The organism is Rhizobium sp. CB3171, assembly GCF_029714265.1.
Taxonomy (GTDB): domain Bacteria; phylum Pseudomonadota; class Alphaproteobacteria; order Rhizobiales; family Rhizobiaceae; genus Rhizobium.
On record NZ_CP121652.1, the window covers coordinates 2,023,873 to 2,044,164 of the forward strand.

At 59.9% G+C, this 20,292-nt stretch carries 22 protein-coding genes; 14 read left to right on the plus strand and 8 right to left on the minus strand.

Annotated features, from left to right (window positions below; translation table 11 throughout):
• Positions 1-6: 6 nt before the first annotated feature.
• Positions 7-981 (minus strand): NAD-dependent epimerase/dehydratase family protein, encoded by a 975-nt coding sequence (locus QA648_RS09935; RefSeq protein WP_283046569.1) that lies wholly within the window; start codon positions 979-981, stop codon positions 7-9.
• A 91-nt stretch (positions 982-1,072) separates the two neighbouring features.
• On the opposite strand from QA648_RS09935, the gene QA648_RS09940 reads away from it, so the two are divergent.
• Complete coding sequence (locus QA648_RS09940; RefSeq protein ID WP_283046571.1) at positions 1,073-1,984, plus strand: LysR family transcriptional regulator; 912 nt, start codon at positions 1,073-1,075, stop codon at positions 1,982-1,984.
• Between the two features lie 71 nt (positions 1,985-2,055).
• On the opposite strand, the gene QA648_RS09945 is transcribed toward QA648_RS09940, so the two are convergent.
• Entirely contained in the window at positions 2,056-2,337 is a 282-nt protein-coding gene (locus QA648_RS09945) for a DUF2188 domain-containing protein (protein ID WP_104823716.1), read from the minus strand.
• Positions 2,338-2,568: 231 nt separating this feature from the next.
• Here QA648_RS09945 and QA648_RS09950 point away from each other — a divergent pair, with 231 nt between their 5' ends.
• The gene (locus QA648_RS09950) at positions 2,569-3,666 is read left to right on the plus strand and encodes a calcium:proton antiporter (protein WP_283046574.1); all 1,098 of its coding nucleotides are present in this window, start codon (positions 2,569-2,571) and stop codon (positions 3,664-3,666) included.
• A 139-nt stretch (positions 3,667-3,805) separates the two neighbouring features.
• On the opposite strand, the gene QA648_RS09955 is transcribed toward QA648_RS09950, so the two are convergent.
• The gene (locus tag QA648_RS09955) at positions 3,806-5,008 is read right to left on the minus strand and encodes a pyridoxal phosphate-dependent aminotransferase (RefSeq protein WP_283046576.1); all 1,203 of its coding nucleotides are present in this window, start codon (positions 5,006-5,008) and stop codon (positions 3,806-3,808) included.
• Between the two features lie 457 nt (positions 5,009-5,465).
• On the opposite strand from QA648_RS09955, the gene QA648_RS09960 reads away from it, so the two are divergent.
• The 6 genes from QA648_RS09960 to QA648_RS09985 all read left to right on the plus strand — a co-directional run bounded on the left by QA648_RS09960 (position 5,466) and on the right by QA648_RS09985 (position 12,040).
• Positions 5,466-7,868: a marine proteobacterial sortase target protein gene (locus QA648_RS09960; RefSeq protein ID WP_283046578.1), complete on the plus strand. Its 2,403-nt coding sequence runs from the start codon at positions 5,466-5,468 to the stop codon at positions 7,866-7,868.
• Position 7,869: 1 nt separating this feature from the next.
• Positions 7,870-8,547 carry a class GN sortase gene (locus QA648_RS09965; protein ID WP_283046580.1) on the plus strand — a complete coding sequence of 226 codons (678 nt, stop codon included), beginning with the start codon at positions 7,870-7,872 and terminating at the stop codon, positions 8,545-8,547.
• A gap of 123 nt (positions 8,548-8,670) precedes the next feature.
• Positions 8,671-9,762: a PQQ-dependent sugar dehydrogenase gene (locus QA648_RS09970; protein WP_283051290.1), complete on the plus strand. Its 1,092-nt coding sequence runs from the start codon at positions 8,671-8,673 to the stop codon at positions 9,760-9,762.
• Positions 9,763-9,856: 94 nt separating this feature from the next.
• Positions 9,857-10,747, plus strand: coding sequence for a DMT family transporter (locus QA648_RS09975; RefSeq protein ID WP_283046582.1), 891 nt, complete (start codon positions 9,857-9,859; stop codon positions 10,745-10,747).
• A gap of 499 nt (positions 10,748-11,246) precedes the next feature.
• Positions 11,247-11,462, plus strand: a complete 216-nt coding sequence (locus QA648_RS09980) for a cold-shock protein (RefSeq protein ID WP_004116423.1) — start codon at positions 11,247-11,249, stop codon at positions 11,460-11,462.
• A 146-nt stretch (positions 11,463-11,608) separates the two neighbouring features.
• Complete coding sequence (locus tag QA648_RS09985) at positions 11,609-12,040, plus strand: BA14K family protein (protein ID WP_104823722.1); 432 nt, start codon at positions 11,609-11,611, stop codon at positions 12,038-12,040.
• A 63-nt stretch (positions 12,041-12,103) separates the two neighbouring features.
• On the opposite strand, the gene QA648_RS09990 is transcribed toward QA648_RS09985, so the two are convergent.
• Positions 12,104-12,742 (minus strand): MBL fold metallo-hydrolase, encoded by a 639-nt coding sequence (locus QA648_RS09990; protein WP_104825152.1) that lies wholly within the window; start codon positions 12,740-12,742, stop codon positions 12,104-12,106.
• A gap of 174 nt (positions 12,743-12,916) precedes the next feature.
• Here QA648_RS09990 and QA648_RS09995 point away from each other — a divergent pair, with 174 nt between their 5' ends.
• Entirely contained in the window at positions 12,917-13,534 is a 618-nt protein-coding gene (locus tag QA648_RS09995) for a DUF1236 domain-containing protein (RefSeq protein ID WP_283046613.1), read from the plus strand.
• Positions 13,535-13,781: 247 nt separating this feature from the next.
• Positions 13,782-14,042 carry a hypothetical protein gene (locus QA648_RS10000; protein ID WP_104823724.1) on the plus strand — a complete coding sequence of 87 codons (261 nt, stop codon included), beginning with the start codon at positions 13,782-13,784 and terminating at the stop codon, positions 14,040-14,042.
• Positions 14,043-14,114: 72 nt separating this feature from the next.
• Here the strand turns inward: QA648_RS10000 and QA648_RS10005 are convergent, their stop codons facing one another.
• Positions 14,115-15,005 carry a branched-chain amino acid aminotransferase gene (locus QA648_RS10005; protein ID WP_104823725.1) on the minus strand — a complete coding sequence of 297 codons (891 nt, stop codon included), beginning with the start codon at positions 15,003-15,005 and terminating at the stop codon, positions 14,115-14,117.
• A 257-nt stretch (positions 15,006-15,262) separates the two neighbouring features.
• Between QA648_RS10005 and QA648_RS10010 the strand changes: the two genes are divergently transcribed.
• From QA648_RS10010 to QA648_RS10025, 4 genes are all read left to right on the plus strand, one after another.
• Positions 15,263-15,739 carry a MarR family transcriptional regulator gene (locus QA648_RS10010; protein WP_104823726.1) on the plus strand — a complete coding sequence of 159 codons (477 nt, stop codon included), beginning with the start codon at positions 15,263-15,265 and terminating at the stop codon, positions 15,737-15,739.
• An 89-nt stretch (positions 15,740-15,828) separates the two neighbouring features.
• Positions 15,829-16,530, plus strand: coding sequence for a response regulator (locus QA648_RS10015; RefSeq protein WP_104823727.1), 702 nt, complete (start codon positions 15,829-15,831; stop codon positions 16,528-16,530).
• Between the two features lie 25 nt (positions 16,531-16,555).
• A complete protein-coding gene (locus QA648_RS10020; RefSeq protein WP_283046617.1) occupies positions 16,556-17,935 on the plus strand; it encodes an ATP-binding protein in 1,380 nt (459 codons plus the stop codon).
• 21 nt (positions 17,936-17,956) lie between these two features.
• Positions 17,957-18,538 (plus strand): DUF1349 domain-containing protein, encoded by a 582-nt coding sequence (locus QA648_RS10025; RefSeq protein WP_283046618.1) that lies wholly within the window; start codon positions 17,957-17,959, stop codon positions 18,536-18,538.
• Positions 18,539-18,573: 35 nt separating this feature from the next.
• Here the strand turns inward: QA648_RS10025 and QA648_RS10030 are convergent, their stop codons facing one another.
• Genes QA648_RS10030 through QA648_RS10040 form a run of 3 tightly spaced genes read right to left on the minus strand, consistent with a single transcriptional unit; the run spans position 18,574 to position 20,277 of the window.
• The gene (locus QA648_RS10030) at positions 18,574-18,915 is read right to left on the minus strand and encodes a tRNA-binding protein (protein WP_283046619.1); all 342 of its coding nucleotides are present in this window, start codon (positions 18,913-18,915) and stop codon (positions 18,574-18,576) included.
• A gap of 20 nt (positions 18,916-18,935) precedes the next feature.
• Positions 18,936-19,775, minus strand: a complete 840-nt coding sequence (gene proC, locus QA648_RS10035) for a pyrroline-5-carboxylate reductase (protein WP_283046621.1) — start codon at positions 19,773-19,775, stop codon at positions 18,936-18,938.
• A gap of 1 nt (position 19,776) precedes the next feature.
• Positions 19,777-20,277, minus strand: coding sequence for a YbjN domain-containing protein (locus tag QA648_RS10040; RefSeq protein ID WP_104823731.1), 501 nt, complete (start codon positions 20,275-20,277; stop codon positions 19,777-19,779).
• Positions 20,278-20,292 lie beyond the last annotated feature (15 nt).

The window sequence follows — 20,292 nt, forward strand, 5'->3', positions numbered from 1 at the left end:
GACTCTTCATCGTGCCGGCAGACAGCCGAGTGCCATGAGGCTCGTCTTCACCGCCTCGTCGATCGGAGTATGCGGCTCCTCGCCGAGCACAGCCAGCAGCCTGTCATTCCTCATCTGCAGCGGCACTTTCCAGAGATAGCGCATTTCACGCAACTCCTTCATCAGCGGCACGAAAGGAGCGGCAAGCGGCAGTATCCACCAAGGAAAGGATTTCGCTTTCACTTTATGTCCGACTGCCCGCTCGACCGAGCCGATCATCTGCCGGCCGTCACCATCCCAATGGCCGCGCATGTGATAGACAGCGAAGGCCGGAAGCGCATCGCCTCTCTCGATCAGGCGGATCATCGTTTCCGCGACATCGGGCAGATAGGCCCATTGATGGCCGATGCCCGCCCTTCCCGGGTTGGTCACCGATGTCACTGGTTTGCCGGGTTTGACAATGCCCTGCGAGAACCAGCTATTGGTGCCATGCCCACCGAAGAAATCCCCGGCGCGGAGAATGATGACCGGCGTGCCGGCCTCCGCCGCGACCTTCAGCCGCCGCTCCATTTCGACGCGGATCGCACCCTTGCGTGTCTGCGGATGCTGCGGGCTGTCCTCGGTCACATCGGGAAGGACATCCGGCCCAAAATTGTAGACCGTGCCCGGCAGGACGATCCGCGCGCCGACTGCCTTCGCCGCTGCGATCGTGCTGTCGAGCATCGGCAGGACCAGTTGCCCCCAATTGCGATAGCCGGGCGGGTTGACGGCATGCACGATCAGCTCGACACCCGTCGCCGCCTTCAACACATCGCTCGCCTGCATCGCATCGCCTTGCACCCAATCGAAGCCGGGCTCGCGGCGCGCGGCCTCGGCTGCGTCGCGGTTCAGCGCCCGGATGCGCCAGCCGCGGGCGGCAAGGCCGCGGGCAACGGCGCCGCCGATGCCGCCAGTGGCACCCAATATCAGAGCCGTCTTTCCATTGTTCATCTGCTCGGTCATCGTCATCTCCATCGATTTGATGGTGTGACTATGCCGCGCAACTTCGATAAACGAAATTGCCGAAAAATCTGGATATGATATACAAGAATATATGACGACATCGGAACCAAGCTGGGATTTCTATCGCACCTTCCTCGCCGTACTCCGCCACGGCTCGCTTTCGGCTGCCGCCCGGGATCTCGGTCTGACCCAGCCGACCATCGGCCGTCATATCGACGCGCTGGAAGAAACCGTCGGCGCCGAGCTTTTCACGCGCTCGCAACAAGGCCTTCTTCCGACGGACGCTGCCCTCGCCCTCCGACCCTATGCGGAAACGTTGGCCAGCACGACCGCCGCCCTACTCCGCGTCGCCTCCGGTGCACACGATAGGGTCAGCGGCACCGTGCGCATCAGTGCCAGCGAGGTCATCGGCGTGGAAGTATTGCCGCCGATCCTGGCTGGGCTGCAGGCCGCGCATCCCGATCTTGTCATCGAACTCTCCGCCTCGGATGCGGTGGAGGACTTGTTGCTGCGAGAAGCGGATATCGCGGTGCGCATGGTCGCGCCCACGCAGGATGCCCTGTTGGCCCGCCGTATCGGCACCATCTCCCTCGGCTTGTTCGCCCATCGCAATTATCTGGAGCTATACGGCGAGCCCAAAAGCATCGGTGAGTTGCGCCATCACAAGCTGATCGGCTTCGACCGACAGACCGCTTACATCCGCACGATGTTGAAGCGCTATCCCATGCTGGACGGCATCTCTTTTGCCTTCAAGTCGGATAACAGCATCGCTCTGCACAACGCGTTGCGCGCTGGCATCGGCATCAGCTTCTACCAAATGCCGCTTGCGAAAAGGGATGAGGATCTTGTCCGGCTGCTGCCCGAAATCGAGTTACCGCTCGACACCTGGGTCGCCATGCATGAGAATCTGAAGACGTCACCGCGCTGCCGCGTGACGTTCGATGCACTGGTGAGCGGATTGCTGGACTACATCAAAACCGACACAGAGCAGAAAAGATCATGACGACGAGCAATCCGGTTGAACTCGTGCTGTGTGATCCCGATTGGCCGGCAGCTTCACGCAGGCCATAACGTTTAGGCGCCGGGAGCCGTATCGACAGGCGGGAAACGGACCTTACCGTCGACAACCTCTGTTTCCGGTCGGTCGCCGCCATCGGTATATTCTTCGTGCCATTTTCCACGCTCGTCCTGCCAACTGATCTCGGCCGAATCGCCGCCGACCTGCTGCTCGGCCGCCACGATCCTGGCCGCCTCCACTGCTTCGGAATGAGTCGGAAATGCCTCGGAATAGACGTCGCCGAAACGATATGCCCATCCTCCATCATGTGGCACAATTTCGTAAGTGACCTTGACCATTCACAGCCTCCTTCTCATCTGCCAAGACCTTCGGATCCGAGTACTACCCGGCAGGACCGCGGTCCATCTGAGACGATTTGCAAGGATGCCGCGATATTGGGTTGGGCAGACCGATCGAGATAGTATTCCATTAAACGGCGCGGACTGCAAATCTTGTCATCTCCGCGCATGCTTGATGTGCGAAATCATTGATTTAGACTGAGAAAGTGAATCCGTGCGAAAGGTGAGGACTTGGCAATATCGAGCTGGCTGAAGCAGGAAAAGTTCCTGATCATCGCGTTTGCAATCGCTGTAATCGCCTATCTCGGTGAGCATACGTTGCTAGAAATGGGGCGGGTCGCATCCCTGTTGGCCGCCGTCGCATTGATTGCAACCATCGTACTTGTCTCGATGCGCGTTGCCCACCACGCCGAGATTCTGGCGACGAAAGTCGGCGATCCTTATGGCACGATGATCCTGACGCTGTCGGCCGTCGCCGTCGAAGTGATCATGCTGGCAATCCTGATGGGCGGCGAAAGCTCGCCGACGCTGGTGCGCGATACGATCTATTCCGCCGTCATGCTCGACATCAACGGCATCCTTGGCCTTGCGGCGCTGATCGGCGGCCTGAAGCACGGCGAGCAGCCCTATAACGACGATTCCGGCAAGACTTACGGTGTCATGATCCTAACGGCCATGGGCATTTCGATGATCGTCCCGGAGTTCATCCCCGATGTGAAATGGCACTACTACTCCGCCTTCACCATCGTGGCGATGATCGCGCTTTACGGCCTCTTCCTGCGCATGCAGGTCGGTCAGCACAGCTATTTCTTCAGCTACAGCTATCCGCGCGCCGAGAAGAAACATGGCGCGCAGGAGGATCATCATGGCGAAGATGCCACCGCGACCTCCATCGTCACGATCCTGATCGGCGTCGTGCTGATCGGCGGGCTTGCCGAGTTCATGTCAGCTTTCATGGATGTCGGTCTAAGGGATAGTGGCGCGCCGCCGGCGATTGCCGCCATTGTGGTCGCCGCCATTTCCGCCGCCCCCGAAATCCTGACCGCACTGCGCGCGGCACTACGAAACCGCATGCAGGCGACTATCAACATCGCCATGGGCGCCTCGCTCTCGACTGTCATCCTGACCGTGCCGGTCATGGAGGCGATCGCGCTCTATACCGGCCAGCCCTTCATCATGGCCATGTCGCCGGTACAGACCGTGATGATCATGATCACCTTGATTGCCGCCGCGATCAATCTCAACGACGGCGAGACCAATGCCATTGAAGGGATGACCCACTTCATCCTCTTCGCCACCTTCATCATGCTGACGGGATTGGGGCTTTGACTATGATTTCAATGACTTGCACCGACGGGCGGACTCAAATTGCGAAGCGCTTGAATCAGTTGATGAACCCGAGCCATCGGCCTGAACGTAAAAAGCCCGCCATCTTTGGCGGGCTTTCATTTGACTTATCTTCGACTGCTTACTTGCAGGCCGCGCAGAAGCGCTGGATGCGGCGGCAAGCTTCTTCGAGAAGGTCTTCCGAAGTCGCGTAGGAAATGCGGAAGTTCGGGCCGAGGCCGAAGGCCGAACCGTGGACGACGGCTACGCCTTCCGATTCCAGGAGTTCCGAGACGAAGTCTTCATCGGTTTCCATGACCTTGCCGGTCGGCGAGGTCTTGCCGATCAGGCCGGCGCAGGACGGATAGACGTAGAAGGCGCCTTCCGGAACCGGGCACGAAATGCCCTTCGCCTGGTTCAGCATCGACACGACGAGATCGCGGCGGCCTTCGAAGATCTTCTTGTTGCGCGGAATGAAGTCCTGCGGACCGTTCAGCGCTTCGACGGCAGCCCACTGCGCAATCGAGGTCGCACCCGAGGTCTGCTGACCCTGGATCATGTCCATCGCCTTGATGAGCTGCAGCGGGCCTGCAGCATAGCCGATACGCCAGCCGGTCATCGCATAGGCCTTCGAGACGCCGTTCATCGTCAGCGTGCGGTCGTAGAGGCTGGGTTCGACCTCGACCGGCGTGGCGAACTTGAACTCGCCATAGGTCAGGTGCTCATACATGTCGTCGGTCAGAATCCAGACATGCGGATGCTTGACCAGCACGTCCGTCAGCGCCTTCAGCTCGGCATGCGTATAGGCAGCACCCGACGGGTTGGACGGTGAGTTGAACATGAACCACTTGGTCTTCGGCGTGATCGCCTTCTCAAGGTCGGCAGGCTGAAGCTTGAAGTTGTTCGCCTGCGTCGTTGCGACGAAAACCGGAGTGCCGCCGCAAAGCGCCACCATTTCCGGGTAGGATACCCAGTAAGGCGTCGGGATGATGACCTCATCGCCGGCGTTCAGCGTCGCCATGAAGGCGTTGAACAGGATCTGCTTGCCGCCGGTGCCGACGATCGTCTGCTCCCAGGTATAGTCGAGATTGTTCTCGCGCTTGAACTTGGCGGCGATCGCCTTGCGCAGCTCGGGGATGCCGGAGACCGGCGTGTACTTCGTCTCGCCGCGGTTGATCGCGTCGATGGCGGCTTTCTTGATATTGTCCGGCGTATCAAAATCCGGCTCGCCGGCGCCGAGGCCGATCACGTCGCGGCCTTTTGCTTTCAGCTCGCGCGCTTTTTGGGAAACGGCGATGGTGGCAGAAGGCTTTACACGGGAAAGAGCGTCGGCAAGAAAGGCCATGATGATCGGTCCTAATCGGTTGAAGTGGGCAGAAAGCCTGTGGACCAGATTTCTGCGCTAAGCTCTATGTCGAATGTAGCCCGCTGTTTCAAGCACAAAGGCGTCACAGTGACGTTATTTCGAAAGCCGTAGACGGCGCGCCACACGTCATCGTTGGGCTGCCATACGCCCGCCATTTTCCGAAACGAAGCTCACCCACACGCTCCGGCTGAATGGAGCGAATGAAAGGCGGACAGATGCGAACGCTCTGCCCGGCGGTTGAATCATTTTGTGAAGCGGTTGATTCAAGCTCTCAAGTCATCGGAAATTCTTCACGAAAATCATACAGATCGTCATACATCTTGATTGCCACAAATTAGCCTTAACAAATGCTTTACGGCGCCGCAATTCGGTCCTGAAGGAGCCCACCTCTCACACTTTTATCGTGCAATCGGAACCAGTAACGCAGGGGGTAGCCATGTTTCTGGGTGACGAATGCACAACCGAGCGCCTTAGGGCGCGCAATCTCATCTCTTCCTTCTCGATCGCAATAACAACATTGGCCGCATTGACGGTCGTGATGCTGAGTCTCATCACCACCGCACGCGCCGAAATCGCCGACCAGGCCGGCCAATCCGGCCGGCAACTCGCCGGCCTCGTTCGCCCGAACGACATCAACAGCGGCTCGCTGCTCTTCCCATCCAAGGAGCCTGGCTATTATGTCGAGGCACCGCGCCTGAAGACGGATGTCGAAATCGACGTCACCGGCCCGGTTTCCCGCGTCAAGGTTACGCAGCGGTTCCAGAACCCGAGCAAGGGCTGGGTCGAAGGCACCTATGTTTTCCCACTGCCGGACAATGCAGCCGTCGACACGCTGCGCATGCAGATCGGCGACCGCTTCATCGAAGGCCAGATCAAGCCGCGCCAGGAGGCCCGGCAGATTTATGAGGATGCCAAAGCCCAGGGCAAGAAGACGGCCCTGCTCGAACAGCAGCGGCCGAACATCTTCACCAATCAGGTTGCCAATATCGGCCCCGGCGAAACCGTCGTCATGCAGATCGAGTACCAACAGAGCGTCCATCAGTCGTCCGGCGAATTCTCGCTGCGCTTCCCGATGGTCGTCGCGCCGCGCTATAACCCGCAGCCGATCGTTCAGAGCGTCGAGTTCAACAATGGCACCGGCTTTGCCGTGCCGCAGGACCCGGTGCCGAACAGAGAGAAGATCGAAGCTCCAGTTCTCGATCCGCGTGAAAATGCCAAGATCAATCCGGTATCGCTGACCGTTAACCTCAAGGCCGGCTTCCCGCTCGGCGAGGTAAAGTCCACCTTCCACGAGATCAATATCACTGAGAACGGCGAACAGAACCGTGCGATTTCGCTGAAAGGCGACTCCGTGCCTGCCGATCGCGATTTCGAGCTGAGCTGGAAGGCGGCTCCAGGCAAGACGCCGAGCGCCGGCCTCTTCCGGGAAATGAAGGACGGCAAGACCTATCTGCTCGCCTTCGTCACGCCCCCGACGGCGCCGGATGCGACGACGGAGCAGCCGAAACGCGAGGTGGTTTTCGTCATCGACAATTCCGGCTCCATGTCCGGCCAGTCGATCGAACAAGCCCGCGCCAGCCTGGCGCTTGCGATCTCCAAGCTGCAACCCGGCGACCGCTTCAATGTCATCCGCTTCGACGACACGATGACCGACTATTTCCACGGTCTCGTCGCCGCCACACCGGATAACCGGGAAAAGGCGATCGCCTATGTCAATGGACTGACTGCCGCTGGTGGCACGGAAATGCTCCCGGCCTTGTCGGATGCACTCCGCAATCAGGGACCGATCGCCAGCGGCGCGCTCCGCCAGGTCGTCTTTCTGACCGACGGCGCGATCGGCAACGAGCAGCAACTCTTTCAGGAGATCAGCCAGAACCGCGCCGAAGCCCGCGTCTTCACCGTCGGCATCGGCTCCGCACCGAACACCTACTTCATGACCAAGGCCGCCGAAGTCGGTCGCGGCACCTATACCGCAATCGGTTCGCAGGATCAGGTGGCCGAGCGCATGGGCGCATTGTTCACCAAGCTCGAAAATCCGGCGATGACCGACATTGCCGCCAGCTTCGACAATGCCAAGGCTGACGATATCACACCCAATCCGATGCCCGACCTCTATACCGGTGAACCGGTGGTGCTGACAGCCGAGCTCTCCGACGCACAGCCGAACGGCAAGCTGCAGATATCAGGCAAGACCGGCGCCCAGCCCTGGCGCGTCGAAATGGACATCGCCAATGCCGCCGAAGGCAAAGGCATTTCGCAGCTTTGGGCGCGCCGCAAGATCGACGATATCGAGGCTCGCGCCTATGAGATTCAGGATCAAGGAGCGCTGGACAAGCAGGTCGAAGCGGTGGCACTCGCCCACCACCTCGTCTCACGCGTCACCAGCTTGGTCGCCGTCGACGTCACGCCCTCCCGCCCCACCGACCAGCCGCTTGGTTCCGCCAAGCTGCCGCTCAACTTGCCCGCCGGCTGGGATTTCGACAAGGTCTTCGGCGAAGGCGAAGCTCCGGTCACTGCGCCCAGCGGCGAACGCAAGGCCTCGGTCGAGCCGATCGGCACGACCGATGAACAGGCTGAAGCAGATCAGGCCGATATTAACGGCGCCATGCTTCCCAAGAACGGCTCAGCAAGGCGACAGTCCGCGCTGGCAAGCCAGATTGCCGCCGCGCCGACACCCGCAACCGCCGGCATGATCGCCCGCCAGGCCACATCGAGTGTCAACCTGCCGCAAACCGCGACACCGGCCGAGCGGAACATCCTGATCGGCCTGACCTTGCTCGTTTTCGCGGCGATCGCGGCGGGGCTGATGCTGCTGCGCCGCCGCGTCTTTGGATGGTGATATGATGGGAGGGGAAAGCACTGCATTTTCCCCTTCTTCTCCCCTCGGGAAGAAGGCATTTACACGCCTCGAAAAGCTCGCCCTCGCCTGCATCGCCGCCCTTGCCGTGACAGGCCTGACCTTCCTCGGCAACGGCCTCTATATGAAAGCCAAGGCCGAGCTTGCGCAGATCCTGCTGAAACGCGCCTTCGCCGCCGAGCTTCGTGGCGAGGATGCAAAGCCGTGGCCCTGGGCGGATTTCACCACCGAGGCCGAGGTCCGCGCGCCCCGGATCGGGGCGGAAGCGATCGTGCTTGCCGGCGCCAGCGGCCAAGCGCTAGCTTTCGGGCCTGGCTGGCTGACGAATACGCCACAGCCGGGCGAAGAAGGCACCGCCGTCATTGCCGCCCATCGCGATACACATTTCCGCTGGCTGAAGGATATCAAACCGGGCGATCTGATCGAAGTCACCCGCCGCGACGGTAGGGTACTCACCTTCCGGGCCGGTCAGGGCCGTGTCGCACCATGGGACCGGAACGGCATCGATCCCGCCACGCCCGGTCGTCACCTGGCACTCGCCACCTGCTGGCCATTCGGCGCCGTCACGCGCGGGCCGCTGCGTTATATCCTTGATGCCGAGTTAGTGGACACCGCCAAACAAACGGCTTTACTGGACACAAAGACGTTACCCTCGCCGTAACGCGCCTTGAACAGCAATCCGCTCGTCCCACGTTGCATAAACAGTTCATCGAAGGGAGGAGACGGATTGAAGCGCCTTCACAGAACGGGATATTGCACTGTCCTTGCGGCTTCCGCGCTGCTGATGGCGAACGCCGCCCTTGCCGATCCGGTCAGGACGATCGGCACGCAGAAGGTCAAGGTCAAGATCGAGACGATCGCGAGCGGCCTCGACCATCCTTGGGCCGTCGAAGTGCTGCCGGATGGCGCCTACCTCGTGACGGAGCGACCGGGCCGGATGCGCGTCATCCGTGATGGCAAGACGTCGGCTCCGATCGCCGGCGTGCCGGATGTCTATGCCCGCGGCCAAGGCGGCTTGCTTGACGTCGCCCTCGATCCAAAATTCGCCGGCAACCGTACCATCTATTTCACCGCTTCCATCGCCGCCGGTGGCGGCAGCGGCACGGCAGTCTTCCGCGCGGTCTTATCGCCGGGCGAACGGCGCCTGACCGACGTGAAACGCATTTTCGTGATGAACAAGATGTCGCGCGGCAGCATCCAATATGGCTCGCGTATTGCGGTCGCTAAGGATGGCAGCCTGTTCGTCAGCCTCGGCGACCGCGGTGAACAGGGCCGAGCCCAGGATTTCCAAGACGATGCCGGTTCGATCATCCATATCGGGACTGACGGCAGCATTCCCGCCGACAATCCGTTCAAGGATGGCGCAAAGGCCCTGCCGGAAATCTGGTCCAAGGGGCATCGCAATCCCGAAGGCATTACCTTCGACGCTGCTGACGGCAAGCTCTATACGGCTGAACACGGCGCCAGAGGCGGCGATGAAATCAACACACCGGAGGCGGGCAAGAATTATGGCTGGCCGGTCATCTCCTATGGACGCAACTATACCGGCACCAAGATCGGCGTCGGTACGGCAAAGAAAGGCATGGAACAGCCGCTTTTCTATTGGGACCCGTCGATCGCGCCCGGCGCCATCGCCGTTTACCGCGGCAAAATGTTCCCGGAATGGAAAGGCGATTTCCTCGTCGCCGCGCTGAAATTCGAGCTGTTATCGCGCCTCGATCGCAACGATAGCGGCAAGGTGACCGAACGCGAGCGCATGTTCGATGGAGAATTCGGTCGGTTGCGCGATGTCGTGGTCGCGCCGGACGGAGCGCTGTTGCTCACGACGGACGAAGACGATGGCGCGTTGCTGCGTGTTTCCAGGGCCGCGGAATAATGCAGGCCGCCGCTAATGGCCTTCGCGCTTGCCCTGAGGAAAAGCAACTGCTAACGGTCGGTCTCCCCTTTCCTCCCCCTCCCGTAGGATGCAGATGACTCGCATACAGGCGAATTTGGTGTTGTTGTTGGCTGCCGCCATCTGGGGCGGCGGCTTCGTCGCGCAGTCGACGGCGATGAAAGCCATCGGGCCGTTCTGGTTCATCGGCCTGCGCTTCGCCGTTGCCACCATCGTTGTCCTGCCCTTTGTCTGGATGGAAAACCGCAAGGCCAAAAAACCGCTGACGCGCCGGAACTGGCTTTCCTTCTTCCTCATCGGCGTTGCGCTCTTCGGCGGAGCGGCAACGCAGCAGATCGGGCTTTTGACGACGACCGTCACCAATTCCAGCTTCATCACCGGCCTCTACGTCGTTTTCGTGCCGCTGATCGCCGTCGTCTTCCTGCGCCGGCCGCCGCATTGGATCGTCTGGCCGGCGGCGCTGACAGCGCTCGGCGGGATATATCTGTTGTCCGGCGGCTCCTTTTCACGGCTGACGGTCGGCGATTTCCTGACCGTCATCTGCGCCCTCTTCTGGGCAGCGCAGATCACCCTCGCCGGCTCCTCCGTCAGCGAAACCGGCCGCCCGCTCGGAATCTCCGCCATGCAATTTGCGGTTACCGCGATCGCAGCCCTTGCGGTCGCCGTGATTGCCGAGCCGATCAGCTTCGCCGCCATCCAAGCAGCACTGGGCGAAATCCTCTATGTCGGCATCTTCTCGTCCGGTCTTGCCTTCGTGCTTCAGGTTATCGGCCAGCGTTATACAACCGCGCCCCAGGCTGCGATCTTCCTCTCCTCCGAGGCTCTGTTCGGCGCCTCGCTGGGCAGCCTGCTGCTCGGTGAAACCATGGGCCCCCTGGGCTATGCCGGCTGCACCCTGATGTTCATCGCCATGCTTGCGGTGGAGTTGGTGCCGGAACTCGTCCGGCGGCGTAGCATCGCAGCGTGAAAATTGTTGAAAATACGCGTTATGGCTGTTCTACGCCGGCCTTAATGAATTTTTTTCGAATGATCCGAAAGATGGATTTTGGCTATATCATTTGGGAAAATTTCGCCAAAATTATATCGCAAACGATACAAAAACCTTAGAAACTAGTTGTCGGCGTGGGAAAATTTGCGATTCGCGCTAACACACTTGCATTACGGCAGTGTGCTCTCCGGAACACGTTAAAAAACTTTTGCTTGCCAATTCCCGATAAACACAGCACTCTCAGCGCTGTTCGGGCATTTTTAGAGCATGGGAAGTCCTTAATAAAGTTGCGCGCCGGAAACGCTAAATTATTCCGGTCAGCTTGGTTGAGAAACGATGCGCGAATTCGCTTCGAAACCACGCCGAGGTATAGGGGACCTTTTCCTTCAAATTGCGAGAACTGCCTGCAAGCGCCCGCAAGGGCAATACAGCAATGCTGCCCGTGTGGATGGTGGGCAGAGAGAAAAGGACCTGAGGCATGGCCGAGACTGGCACTGTAAAGTTTTTCAATACCGATAAGGGCTTCGGTTTCATTAAACCGGACAAGGGTGGCGCGGACATCTTTGTGCACATTTCCGCAGTACAGGCTTCTGGTCTGGCAGGACTGTCAGAAAACCAGAAGGTAAGCTTCGACACGGAACCGGATCGCCGCGGCAAGGGACCGAAGGCTGTCAATCTTCAGATTGCCGGCTGAGAGCGCCTTACGGCTGTCATTCGAGTTGAAGCCCGGCAGTGATGCCGGGTTTTATCATTCAGTCTGCATTCAGCTTGCCGTGTCTAGTGTGTCCTCCATAAAGATTGGGAATTACGGTCTTCCGGTTCCCCTTAGAGGACAGACTCATGAACATGCTCGGCAAATCTCTCCTTATGTCCGCCATGGCTGCGGCCCTGACGCTGACATCCATGTCTACCGCTTCGGCCGATGACCGTTGGCATCACCACAATGGGGAAGGTTGGGCAATTGGCGCGGCAGGCCTCGCCACCGGCCTCATCGTCGGCTCCGCAATTGCCAGCCAACCACGTTATGTCGAACCTGATCCGGTCTACGTCGATCCCGACTATGCGGCGCCCGCGCCCTATTACTATCGCGCGCCACCGCGCCGCGTCTATGTCGAGCGTGATGTCGGCTATTACGCACCGCAGCCCGTCGGCCTGCGCCCCTGGTCGTCCCAATGGATGCGTTATTGCTACGACCGCTACAGCAGCTTCGACGGCCGCAGCGGTACCTATCTCGGCTATGACGGCATGCGCCATTTCTGCACAGCCAATTAATCCCTGTGCAAGCTGATGTCTCGAAAGGAAGCGCCGCCATCGAGCGGCGCTTTTGTTTTGGCGTCAAAGCCCCCGCAGGAAGGGATTGGTGCGCCGCTCTTCGCCGATCTGGCCGCCGGGGCCATGGCCGCAGATGAAGCCAACATCGTCACCCAGCGGAAACACTTTGTCGCGGATCGACTCCAAGAGCTGCTGGTGATTGCCGCCCGGCAAGTCGGTACGGCCGATCGAGCCGTGAAACAGCACGTCGCCGACATGGGCGAATTTCTGCGTTCTGTTGAAATAGATGACATGGCCCGGGGCATGGCCGGGACAATGGAAGACCTCAAACTCATGTTCGCCGAAGGAAACCTTGTCACCGTCCTTCAGGAAACGATCCGGCACGACGTTGCGAACGCCCTCGATGTTGAACATCTTGCTCTTCGCCTCGATATCCTGCAGCAGCGGGCGATCATCCTCATGCGGGCCGATGACCTCCAGACCCAGCGCTTCCCGAAGTTCGTCGGCGCCGCCGGCGTGGTCGATGTGACCATGCGTCAGCCAGATCGCCTTCAGCACGATGCCATTTTCGCGCACCGTCTGCAGGATAACATCGACGTCACCGCCGGGATCCACCACGACTCCCTCCTTCGTTTCCGGATCGAACAAGATGGTGCAGTTCTGTTCGAAGGGTGTCACCGGAATGATGCCGGCCTGGAGCATGCCCATGGGAAGCGCCTCGTCTGTTGAATGCATATCCCGCCGATATAATCCCAAACACCGGGCAAAACAGCCCCTCCTCCCCGGAAAATGCCGAGACTGCAAAACAGCGCAGCGGAACCCTCCGCCCCTGCGAGCGTTTGCACAGGTAGGCTGCCAAAGCAGAGGAGAAAACCAATGTTCGCAAAGAGAAACTTGCTGCTGACGGGCCTTGTGCTCCTGGGCAGTGCCTGGTTCGCGCAAGCGCAGATGTCGGCGACAACTGCGACCGATCTCAACGTCCGCACCGGCCCTGGTCCGCAGTACCCGAGTGTCGGCATGGCAACCCGCGGCTCTGAAGCGACCCTCGACGGCTGCATCCAAGGCAGTAGCTGGTGCCGCATCGATGTCAATGGCATGCGCGGCTGGGTGGACGCCGAGGCCCTGAGCGTTGAGCAGAACGGCAATCCGGTGGTCGTAGAGGAGCACTACAGTCAGCTCGGCGTACCGACGATTACCTATACCGAAACTGATCAGGCGACGACGGGCAGTGTTTCCCCCTCACCGGACGACGAGCTGATCGGCCCGGTCAGTGAGGTCGATGCCGTCGCCCCGCCGGCGGAAGTCCGCACCTACATTACCCAGAACCGGGTCAACACCGTGCGCCTGCGCGGCAACGTCGTGGTCGGCGCCACCTTGCCGCAAAGCGTCGTCATCCACCGTATCCCGGATTATCAATACAGCTACGTGGAAGTGAACCGCCAGCCAGTGCTGGTCGATCCGAATACCCGCCGCATCGTCTACGTGTATCAATGATTCGCGGCCGCTAAGCGACAATTCCTCAAAATCGCCGGCGGCCAAAGGGCCGCCGCTCTTTTTGCGCGGACTTTCCCACCGATTATTGCAGAATTCTCCCGTATGAGTTGCCTTCCTGTTTTCACCGGCCGATACATGATGTATTCCTAATATCGACTAGGATTACCGCCACTCCCCGGGGCATGAGCAGGGATGTGGCAGAGGGCATTCCGGAAAGGGCTTCCGGGACAAGGGGGAGAAGGTAATCATGGAAAGTCTGGGGCCAATCATCACACAACTGATCGCCGGCGCAATCGGCGGTAACGCGGCCAGCGCCGCCCTGAAGCAAGAAGGGATCAATCTCGTCGCTAGGACGATTGCCGGCGCCGTCGGCGGTCTGGGCGGCGGCCTCATCCTCAACCTGATCGGCAGCGAAGCGCTGACGGGCATTATCGCGCAGGGCATCTCCGCGCTGATCGCCGGTGGCGTGCTCTCGGCGATCGTCGGCGCGGTTCTCGGCCGGAAATAAGACGAGGTGTCGGATAGAATAAGAGCCGGGAGGGACCAACCCCGCCCGGCTTTTATGGGCTATTCTGAGGTCTTATGCGGCGGCAGCCGCAGTCGGATACACTTCCTTCATATAATCGTTCATCAGCGTTTCGCTGATCGATGCCGGCGTGAAGCGATAGGGGCCGATTTCCGAGACCGGCGTCACTTCCGCTGCCGAGCCTGTCAGGAAACATTCGCTGAAATCAGGCAATTCTTCCGGCATGATCGCCCTTTCGATAACCTGCAATCCACGACGTTTGGCAAGTTCGATCACCGTCTGGCGCGTAATGCCGTTCAGGAAGCAATCCGGCGTCGGCGTATGGATTACACCGTCCTTGACGAAGAAGATATTGGCGCCCGTCGCTTCCGCCACTTGGCCGCGGTAATCGAGCATCATCGCGTCGGCATAACCCTTGGCTTCGGCCGCATGTTTGGAGATGGTGCAGATCATGTAGAGGCCGGCGGCCTTGGAAGCGCAAGGTGCTGTCTTCGGATCGGGGCGGCGATACTCGGCGATGTCGAGGCGGATACCCTTCAGCTTTTCGGCCGGATTGAAATAGCTGCCCCACTGCCAGATCGCGATCGCGACATTGATGCGGTTGTTCTGGGCGGACACGCCCATCATCTCGCTGCCGCGCCAGGCGATCGGCCGCACATAGGCCTCGGAAAAGCCCTGGCGTTTCAACAGTTCGATTGTCGCCGCATCCAGCTCGGCGACGCTATAGGGAATTTTGAAACCGAGAATGTCGGCGGACTTGTGAAGACGCTGATTGTGCTCCGTCAGCTTGAAGACCCGGCCGCCATAGGCGCGCTCGCCTTCGAAAACTGCGCTCGCATAATGCAGACCATGGGTCAGCACATGAATCTTAGCGTCCTTCCAGGGCACGAATGCGCCGTTGAACCAGATCTCCCCATCCAGTTGATCAAAAGGAACCGATGCCATCTTGCTTCTCCTCCGGCGCCCGGACGCCATGACTGTTGATTGTTGTCCCCATTACGCATTATCCACGATGGAAGTGGGGAAAATATGAGACGTGTTGGAGTTTTGCGCAGCCGGGCTTAGTTTCCAAATATGGCCATATCCGTCCGGGCGGCGCAAGATCGGCGAAAACTAGCAGCGGCGCAAAAATACGTCAATAAAGCTGACATATTTTTGCGTAAGTTTCCCGATTGCCCCAAAATAGGAAAGGAAATGCCAAGGTGCCACGACTGACGAGCCCAAAAGCAGTAAAACCGGAGCTGCTGGCGACGCCGATGGAGAATGCGGGGATCATCGATTTCGAGATTATCGAGCTGCTTTTCTTTGCCTATCGGGACTTCGTGTCCGATCCCGACCAGATTCTGGACAAGAGCGGATTCGGTCGCGCCCATCACCGCGTCGTCCATTTCGTTAACCGCGAACCCGGCATGACGGTTGCGGACCTGTTGGAAACATTGAAGATCACCAAACAGAGTTTGGCGCGGGTTCTCAAACAATTGATCGATTCAGGGTATATTCATCAGGTGGCCGGACCTGAGGATCGTCGGCAGCGCAAGCTCTATCCGACACAAGCCGGCCGCGATTTGGCACTGGCGCTGGCCGAGCCGCAATCGCGCCGTATTGAACGGGCATTCGAAGGCGCGTCCGATGCGACGCGCGAAAGCGTCAAAAGGTTCCTGAGGGGAATGCAGGACTGAGTCATGGTCTCGAACCGAAGAGCCGCAAAGCGGGGTTTTGGACAAGACCATCTCAATCAAACGGATAGAACAAAATCGAGACGGATTGAATGACAACAAAAACAGCAATTTCGGACGATGCAGCGCACCTCCTGGTCGTGGATGACGACACGCGTATCCGCGCCCTTCTCAACCGTTATCTCATGGAAAAGGGATTCCGGGTGACGGCCGCCGCCGATGGCGCAGAGGCCCGCCGTAAGCTCGAAGGGCTCGATTTCGACCTGATCATCATGGACGTGATGATGCCCGGCGAATCCGGAATCTCGCTGACGGCAAGCCTGCGCGCCATCAAGAGCATTCCGATCATCATGCTCACCGCCCTTGCCGAGTCCGAAGCCCGGATCGCCGGACTGGAAGCCGGCGCCGACGACTATCTGCCGAAGCCTTTCGATCCGCGCGAACTCGTGCTGCGCATCAACAATATCCTGCGCCGCAACGCGCCGGCGGACGCGCCGAAGATCGAACAGGTAATGTTCGGCCCCTATACCTTCTCGCTGACCCGCAAGGAGCTGAAGAAGGCCTCCGAGCTCATCCGCCTGACCGATCGGGAGCAGGAAATCATGCTGCTTTTTGCCAAGCGCGCCGGCGACACGATTCCCCGCCACGAACTGATCGGCAGCGACGCCGAAGTCGGCGAGCGCACCATAGATGTGCAGATCAACCGCCTGCGCCGCAAGATCGAGGACGATCCGGCCAACCCCATCTGGCTGCAGACGGTGCGCGGCATCGGCTATCGGCTGAGCATAGATTAATTTCAATTCCCTGGGATCAGCGGCGATGGTGACATTCGACTCGATCAGACGCGATCAGGAGCACATGCCCTCCAATGGCATGCGCTGGCTTTCGCGCTGGTGGCGGCGACGACTGCCGACCGGCCTTTATGCGCGTACGCTGCTGATCTTCATCCTGCCCATGATCATCCTGCAGGCGGTCGTCACCATCGTCTTCATGGAGCGCCACTGGCAGATGGTGACGCAACGCCTGTCGATGGCCACCACCCGCGACATCGCCGCCGTCATCGACATCATCCAAACCTATCCGCAGGATGCCGACTATTCCCAGGTCGCGCAGATGGCCCGGCAAAAGCTCGACCTCGCCATCTCCATCGAGCCGGGCGGCGAACTGCCGCCGCCGCGCGAGAAGCCGTTCTTTTCGATTCTCGATGGCATCTTGAGCGACGAAATCCGCGACCAGATCAATCTCCCCTACTGGGTCGACACGGTCGGCAATTCGAGCCTCGTCGAAATCCGCATCAAACTGCCGGACAAGGTGCTGCGCGTCTTTGCCAAGCGGAGCCAGACCTACGCCTCGAATACACATATCTTCATTCTTTGGATGGTCGGCACATCGCTGGTGCTGATCGGCATTGCCGTCTTGTTCCTGCGCGGCCAGATCCGGCCGATCCTGGCGCTGACGCAGGCCGCCGAGAGTTTCGGCAAGGGCCAGCGGCTGGAGAACTATTCGCCGCGCGGCGCCGACGAAGTGCGCCGCGCCGGTCTCGCCTTCATCCTGATGCGCGAGCGCATCGAACGGCAGATCGAACAGCGCACGGCGATGCTGTCCGGCGTCAGCCATGACCTGCGCACCGTGCTCACGCGCTTCAAACTGCAACTCGCCCTTGTCGGCGACAATCCCGATCTTGTCGGCCTCAGCGAGGACGTCGAGGACATGCAGAGCATGCTGGAAGGCTATATGGCCTTCGCCCGGGGCGAGGCGGAAGAGGATGTCGGCAAGCTGCGGCTCAGCGATATCCTCGACAAGGTCGAACAGGACTTCTCGCTGCACGGCAAATCCATGAGCTTTTCCATCGATGGCGACAATGAAATCTCCGTCCGTCCGAATGCCTTCACACGGCTGGTGACAAACCTCGCCTCCAATGCGCGCCGCTATGCATACACGCTACGTATCGAAGCTAAGCACAGCCCCAAATGGCTGACGATTAATTTCGACGACGACGGCCCCGGCATTCCCGTCAATGCGCGAGAGGATGTGTTCAAGCCGTTCTTCCGGCTGGACGAGGCGCGCAATCTCGACAATTCCGGCACCGGCCTCGGCCTTGCCATTGCCCGCGATATCGCTCGCAGCCACGGCGGCAATGTCACGCTCGGCGACAGCCCGTTGGGTGGCCTGCGCGCCACCATCCGCATTCCAGCTTGAGGACCTAAGAAAGGACATTGCATGCCGATCGACATCAACGACATGCATTGGCTCAATCTGCCGCCGGCCTGGGAAATGAATAACGGCCGGCTCATCGTCCGCTCCGGCGATAAGACCGATTTCTGGCAGGGAACCTATTACGGCTTCCACCGCGACGACGGCCATTTCCTCGGTCGACATTGGCATGGCGACTTCACCGCCGAGATCACTTTCATCGGCCACTATCGCGAACTCTACGACCAGGCCGGCCTCATGGTCCGCCATGACGACATGCACTGGATGAAATGCGGGATCGAATATACCGAGGGCGCCAAGCATTTCAGCGTTGTGGTCACCGACGGCAATTCCGATTGGTCTGCCTTCCGGCTCGATCATGAGTTCGGTGCCATGTCGGCGCGGGTGACGCGCAACGGCGACGCGCTTTTCGTTCAATACCGCACCGACAAGATGAACGAGTGGCGCATGGCCCGCCTCGCCTGGTTCGACCCTACGCTGGAAGACGTCGCCATCGGCCCCGTCTTCTGCTCACCGCAACGCGATGGTTTCGAAGCCGAGTTTCTGGATTTCATTGTATCGGAGCCGGTGTCGCGGGATATTCATTAACGTAAGACCTTCTCCCCAGCGGAGAGAAGGTAAGATCACATCATCTTCCTGCCATTCGGCACCGGCTGGGTCACGGCCGCAAGCACGATCGCGCCGGCTTCGTCCTCAAAGCCAAGGGTCAGCACTTCGGAGCGGACGGGACCGATCTGGCGCGGCGGAAAGTTGACAACGCCGAGGACCTGGCGGCCGATGAGGGATTCCGGCGTGTAATGCACGGTGATCTGCGCCGAGGAGCGCTTGATGCCGATCTCCGGTCCGAAATCGATCTTCAGTTTGAAGGCCGGCTTGCGTGCTTCTGGAAAAGGCTCCGCCTCGATGATCGTCCCGACACGGATATCCACCCGCTCGAAATCGCCATAGGTGATCTCTTCCGCCATAGGCACGCCCTCTGGAAAATTTAACCGGCCAGTTCCTGGGCGCGCTTACGCGCGGCCTCGAGCGCCTCGTCGAACAGAGGCTGCATGCCATCTTCCGCCATCAGAACGGCAAGGGCTGCGGCAGTCGTTCCGCCGGGAGACGTCACGTTCTGACGCAGTCGCGAAGCGTCATCGGGGGACTGATGCAACAATTCACCAGCCCCCGCGACAGTTTCCCGTGCGAGACGCATGGCGAGGTCCGCCTGCAGGCCGAGCTTCCGGCCCGCCTCCGCCATGCACTCGACGAGATAAAAGACATAAGCCGGTCCGCTGCCGGAAACGGCCGTTACCGAATCGATATCGGCCTCCGCTGGCACCCACTCGACCGGACCGGACACCTTCAAGAGATTTTGCACCAACTGGCGCTGGCGCTCGCCGACTTTGGCATTGGCAAACGCACCGGTAACGCCGCGGCCGACCATGGCCGGCGTGTTCGGCATTGCGCGCACCATCGCCGCTTCACCGAGATGATTTTCAAGAAAAGCCAATGTCTTACCGGCAGCAATCGACACTACCACCGTATTCGGCCCGATCGACGCCTTGAACGGCGGCAATACATCTTCCATGACCTGCGGCTTGACGGCGATGAAGAGAACGCTGGCGGTCACACCTGCGGGAACGCTGGTAACATGGCTCGCACCGGCATCGGCGATCAACTTCAGCATCGCCTCGGACGGCTTGGGATCCACGACGGTCACCGAGGAACCCGGCACGCCGTTCTTCAGCCAACCCGTCAACAGAGCGCCGCCCATGTTGCCGGCCCCGATCAGGATGATCGGATCGGAGGATGCGAAAGCGCTCGATGATGCCTCAGTTGCCATATCAGGCTTCGCCCACGGTTTCGAAAAGCACGGCTTCCATGGCGCGGTTTGCGTCAAGGCCGGACCACACTACAAATTGGAAAGCCTGATAGTAAGCTTCGCAGGTGTCAAGAGCATTGGACAGCAACACTTCCACCTGCCGGTTGGTCGGCTCGGCGCCGCCGGAAAGCAGCAGCGACTGCCGGAAGATCACGATATCCTCCTGCCGCCAGAGATCGAAATGTCCCATCAGCACCTGGCCGTTGATGCAGGACAGCAGCTTGATGACCTCGTTGACGCGCGGATCGGGAACTTTGATGTCGAAAGCGCAGGCAATGTGCAGCGCCTCGAACTCCTCCATCCAGGAGAAGGAGACATGATAATCGGTCCACCGGCCTTCGACGGTCATGGCAATTTCATCCTCGCCGGACCGCTCGAACGACCAGTCATTATTGGCGGCCACGAACTCGATCATATCGACCGGATTCGACTGTCGTTCGACTTCCATTTCCATAAGGCTCATGCAGCACCTTCTTGA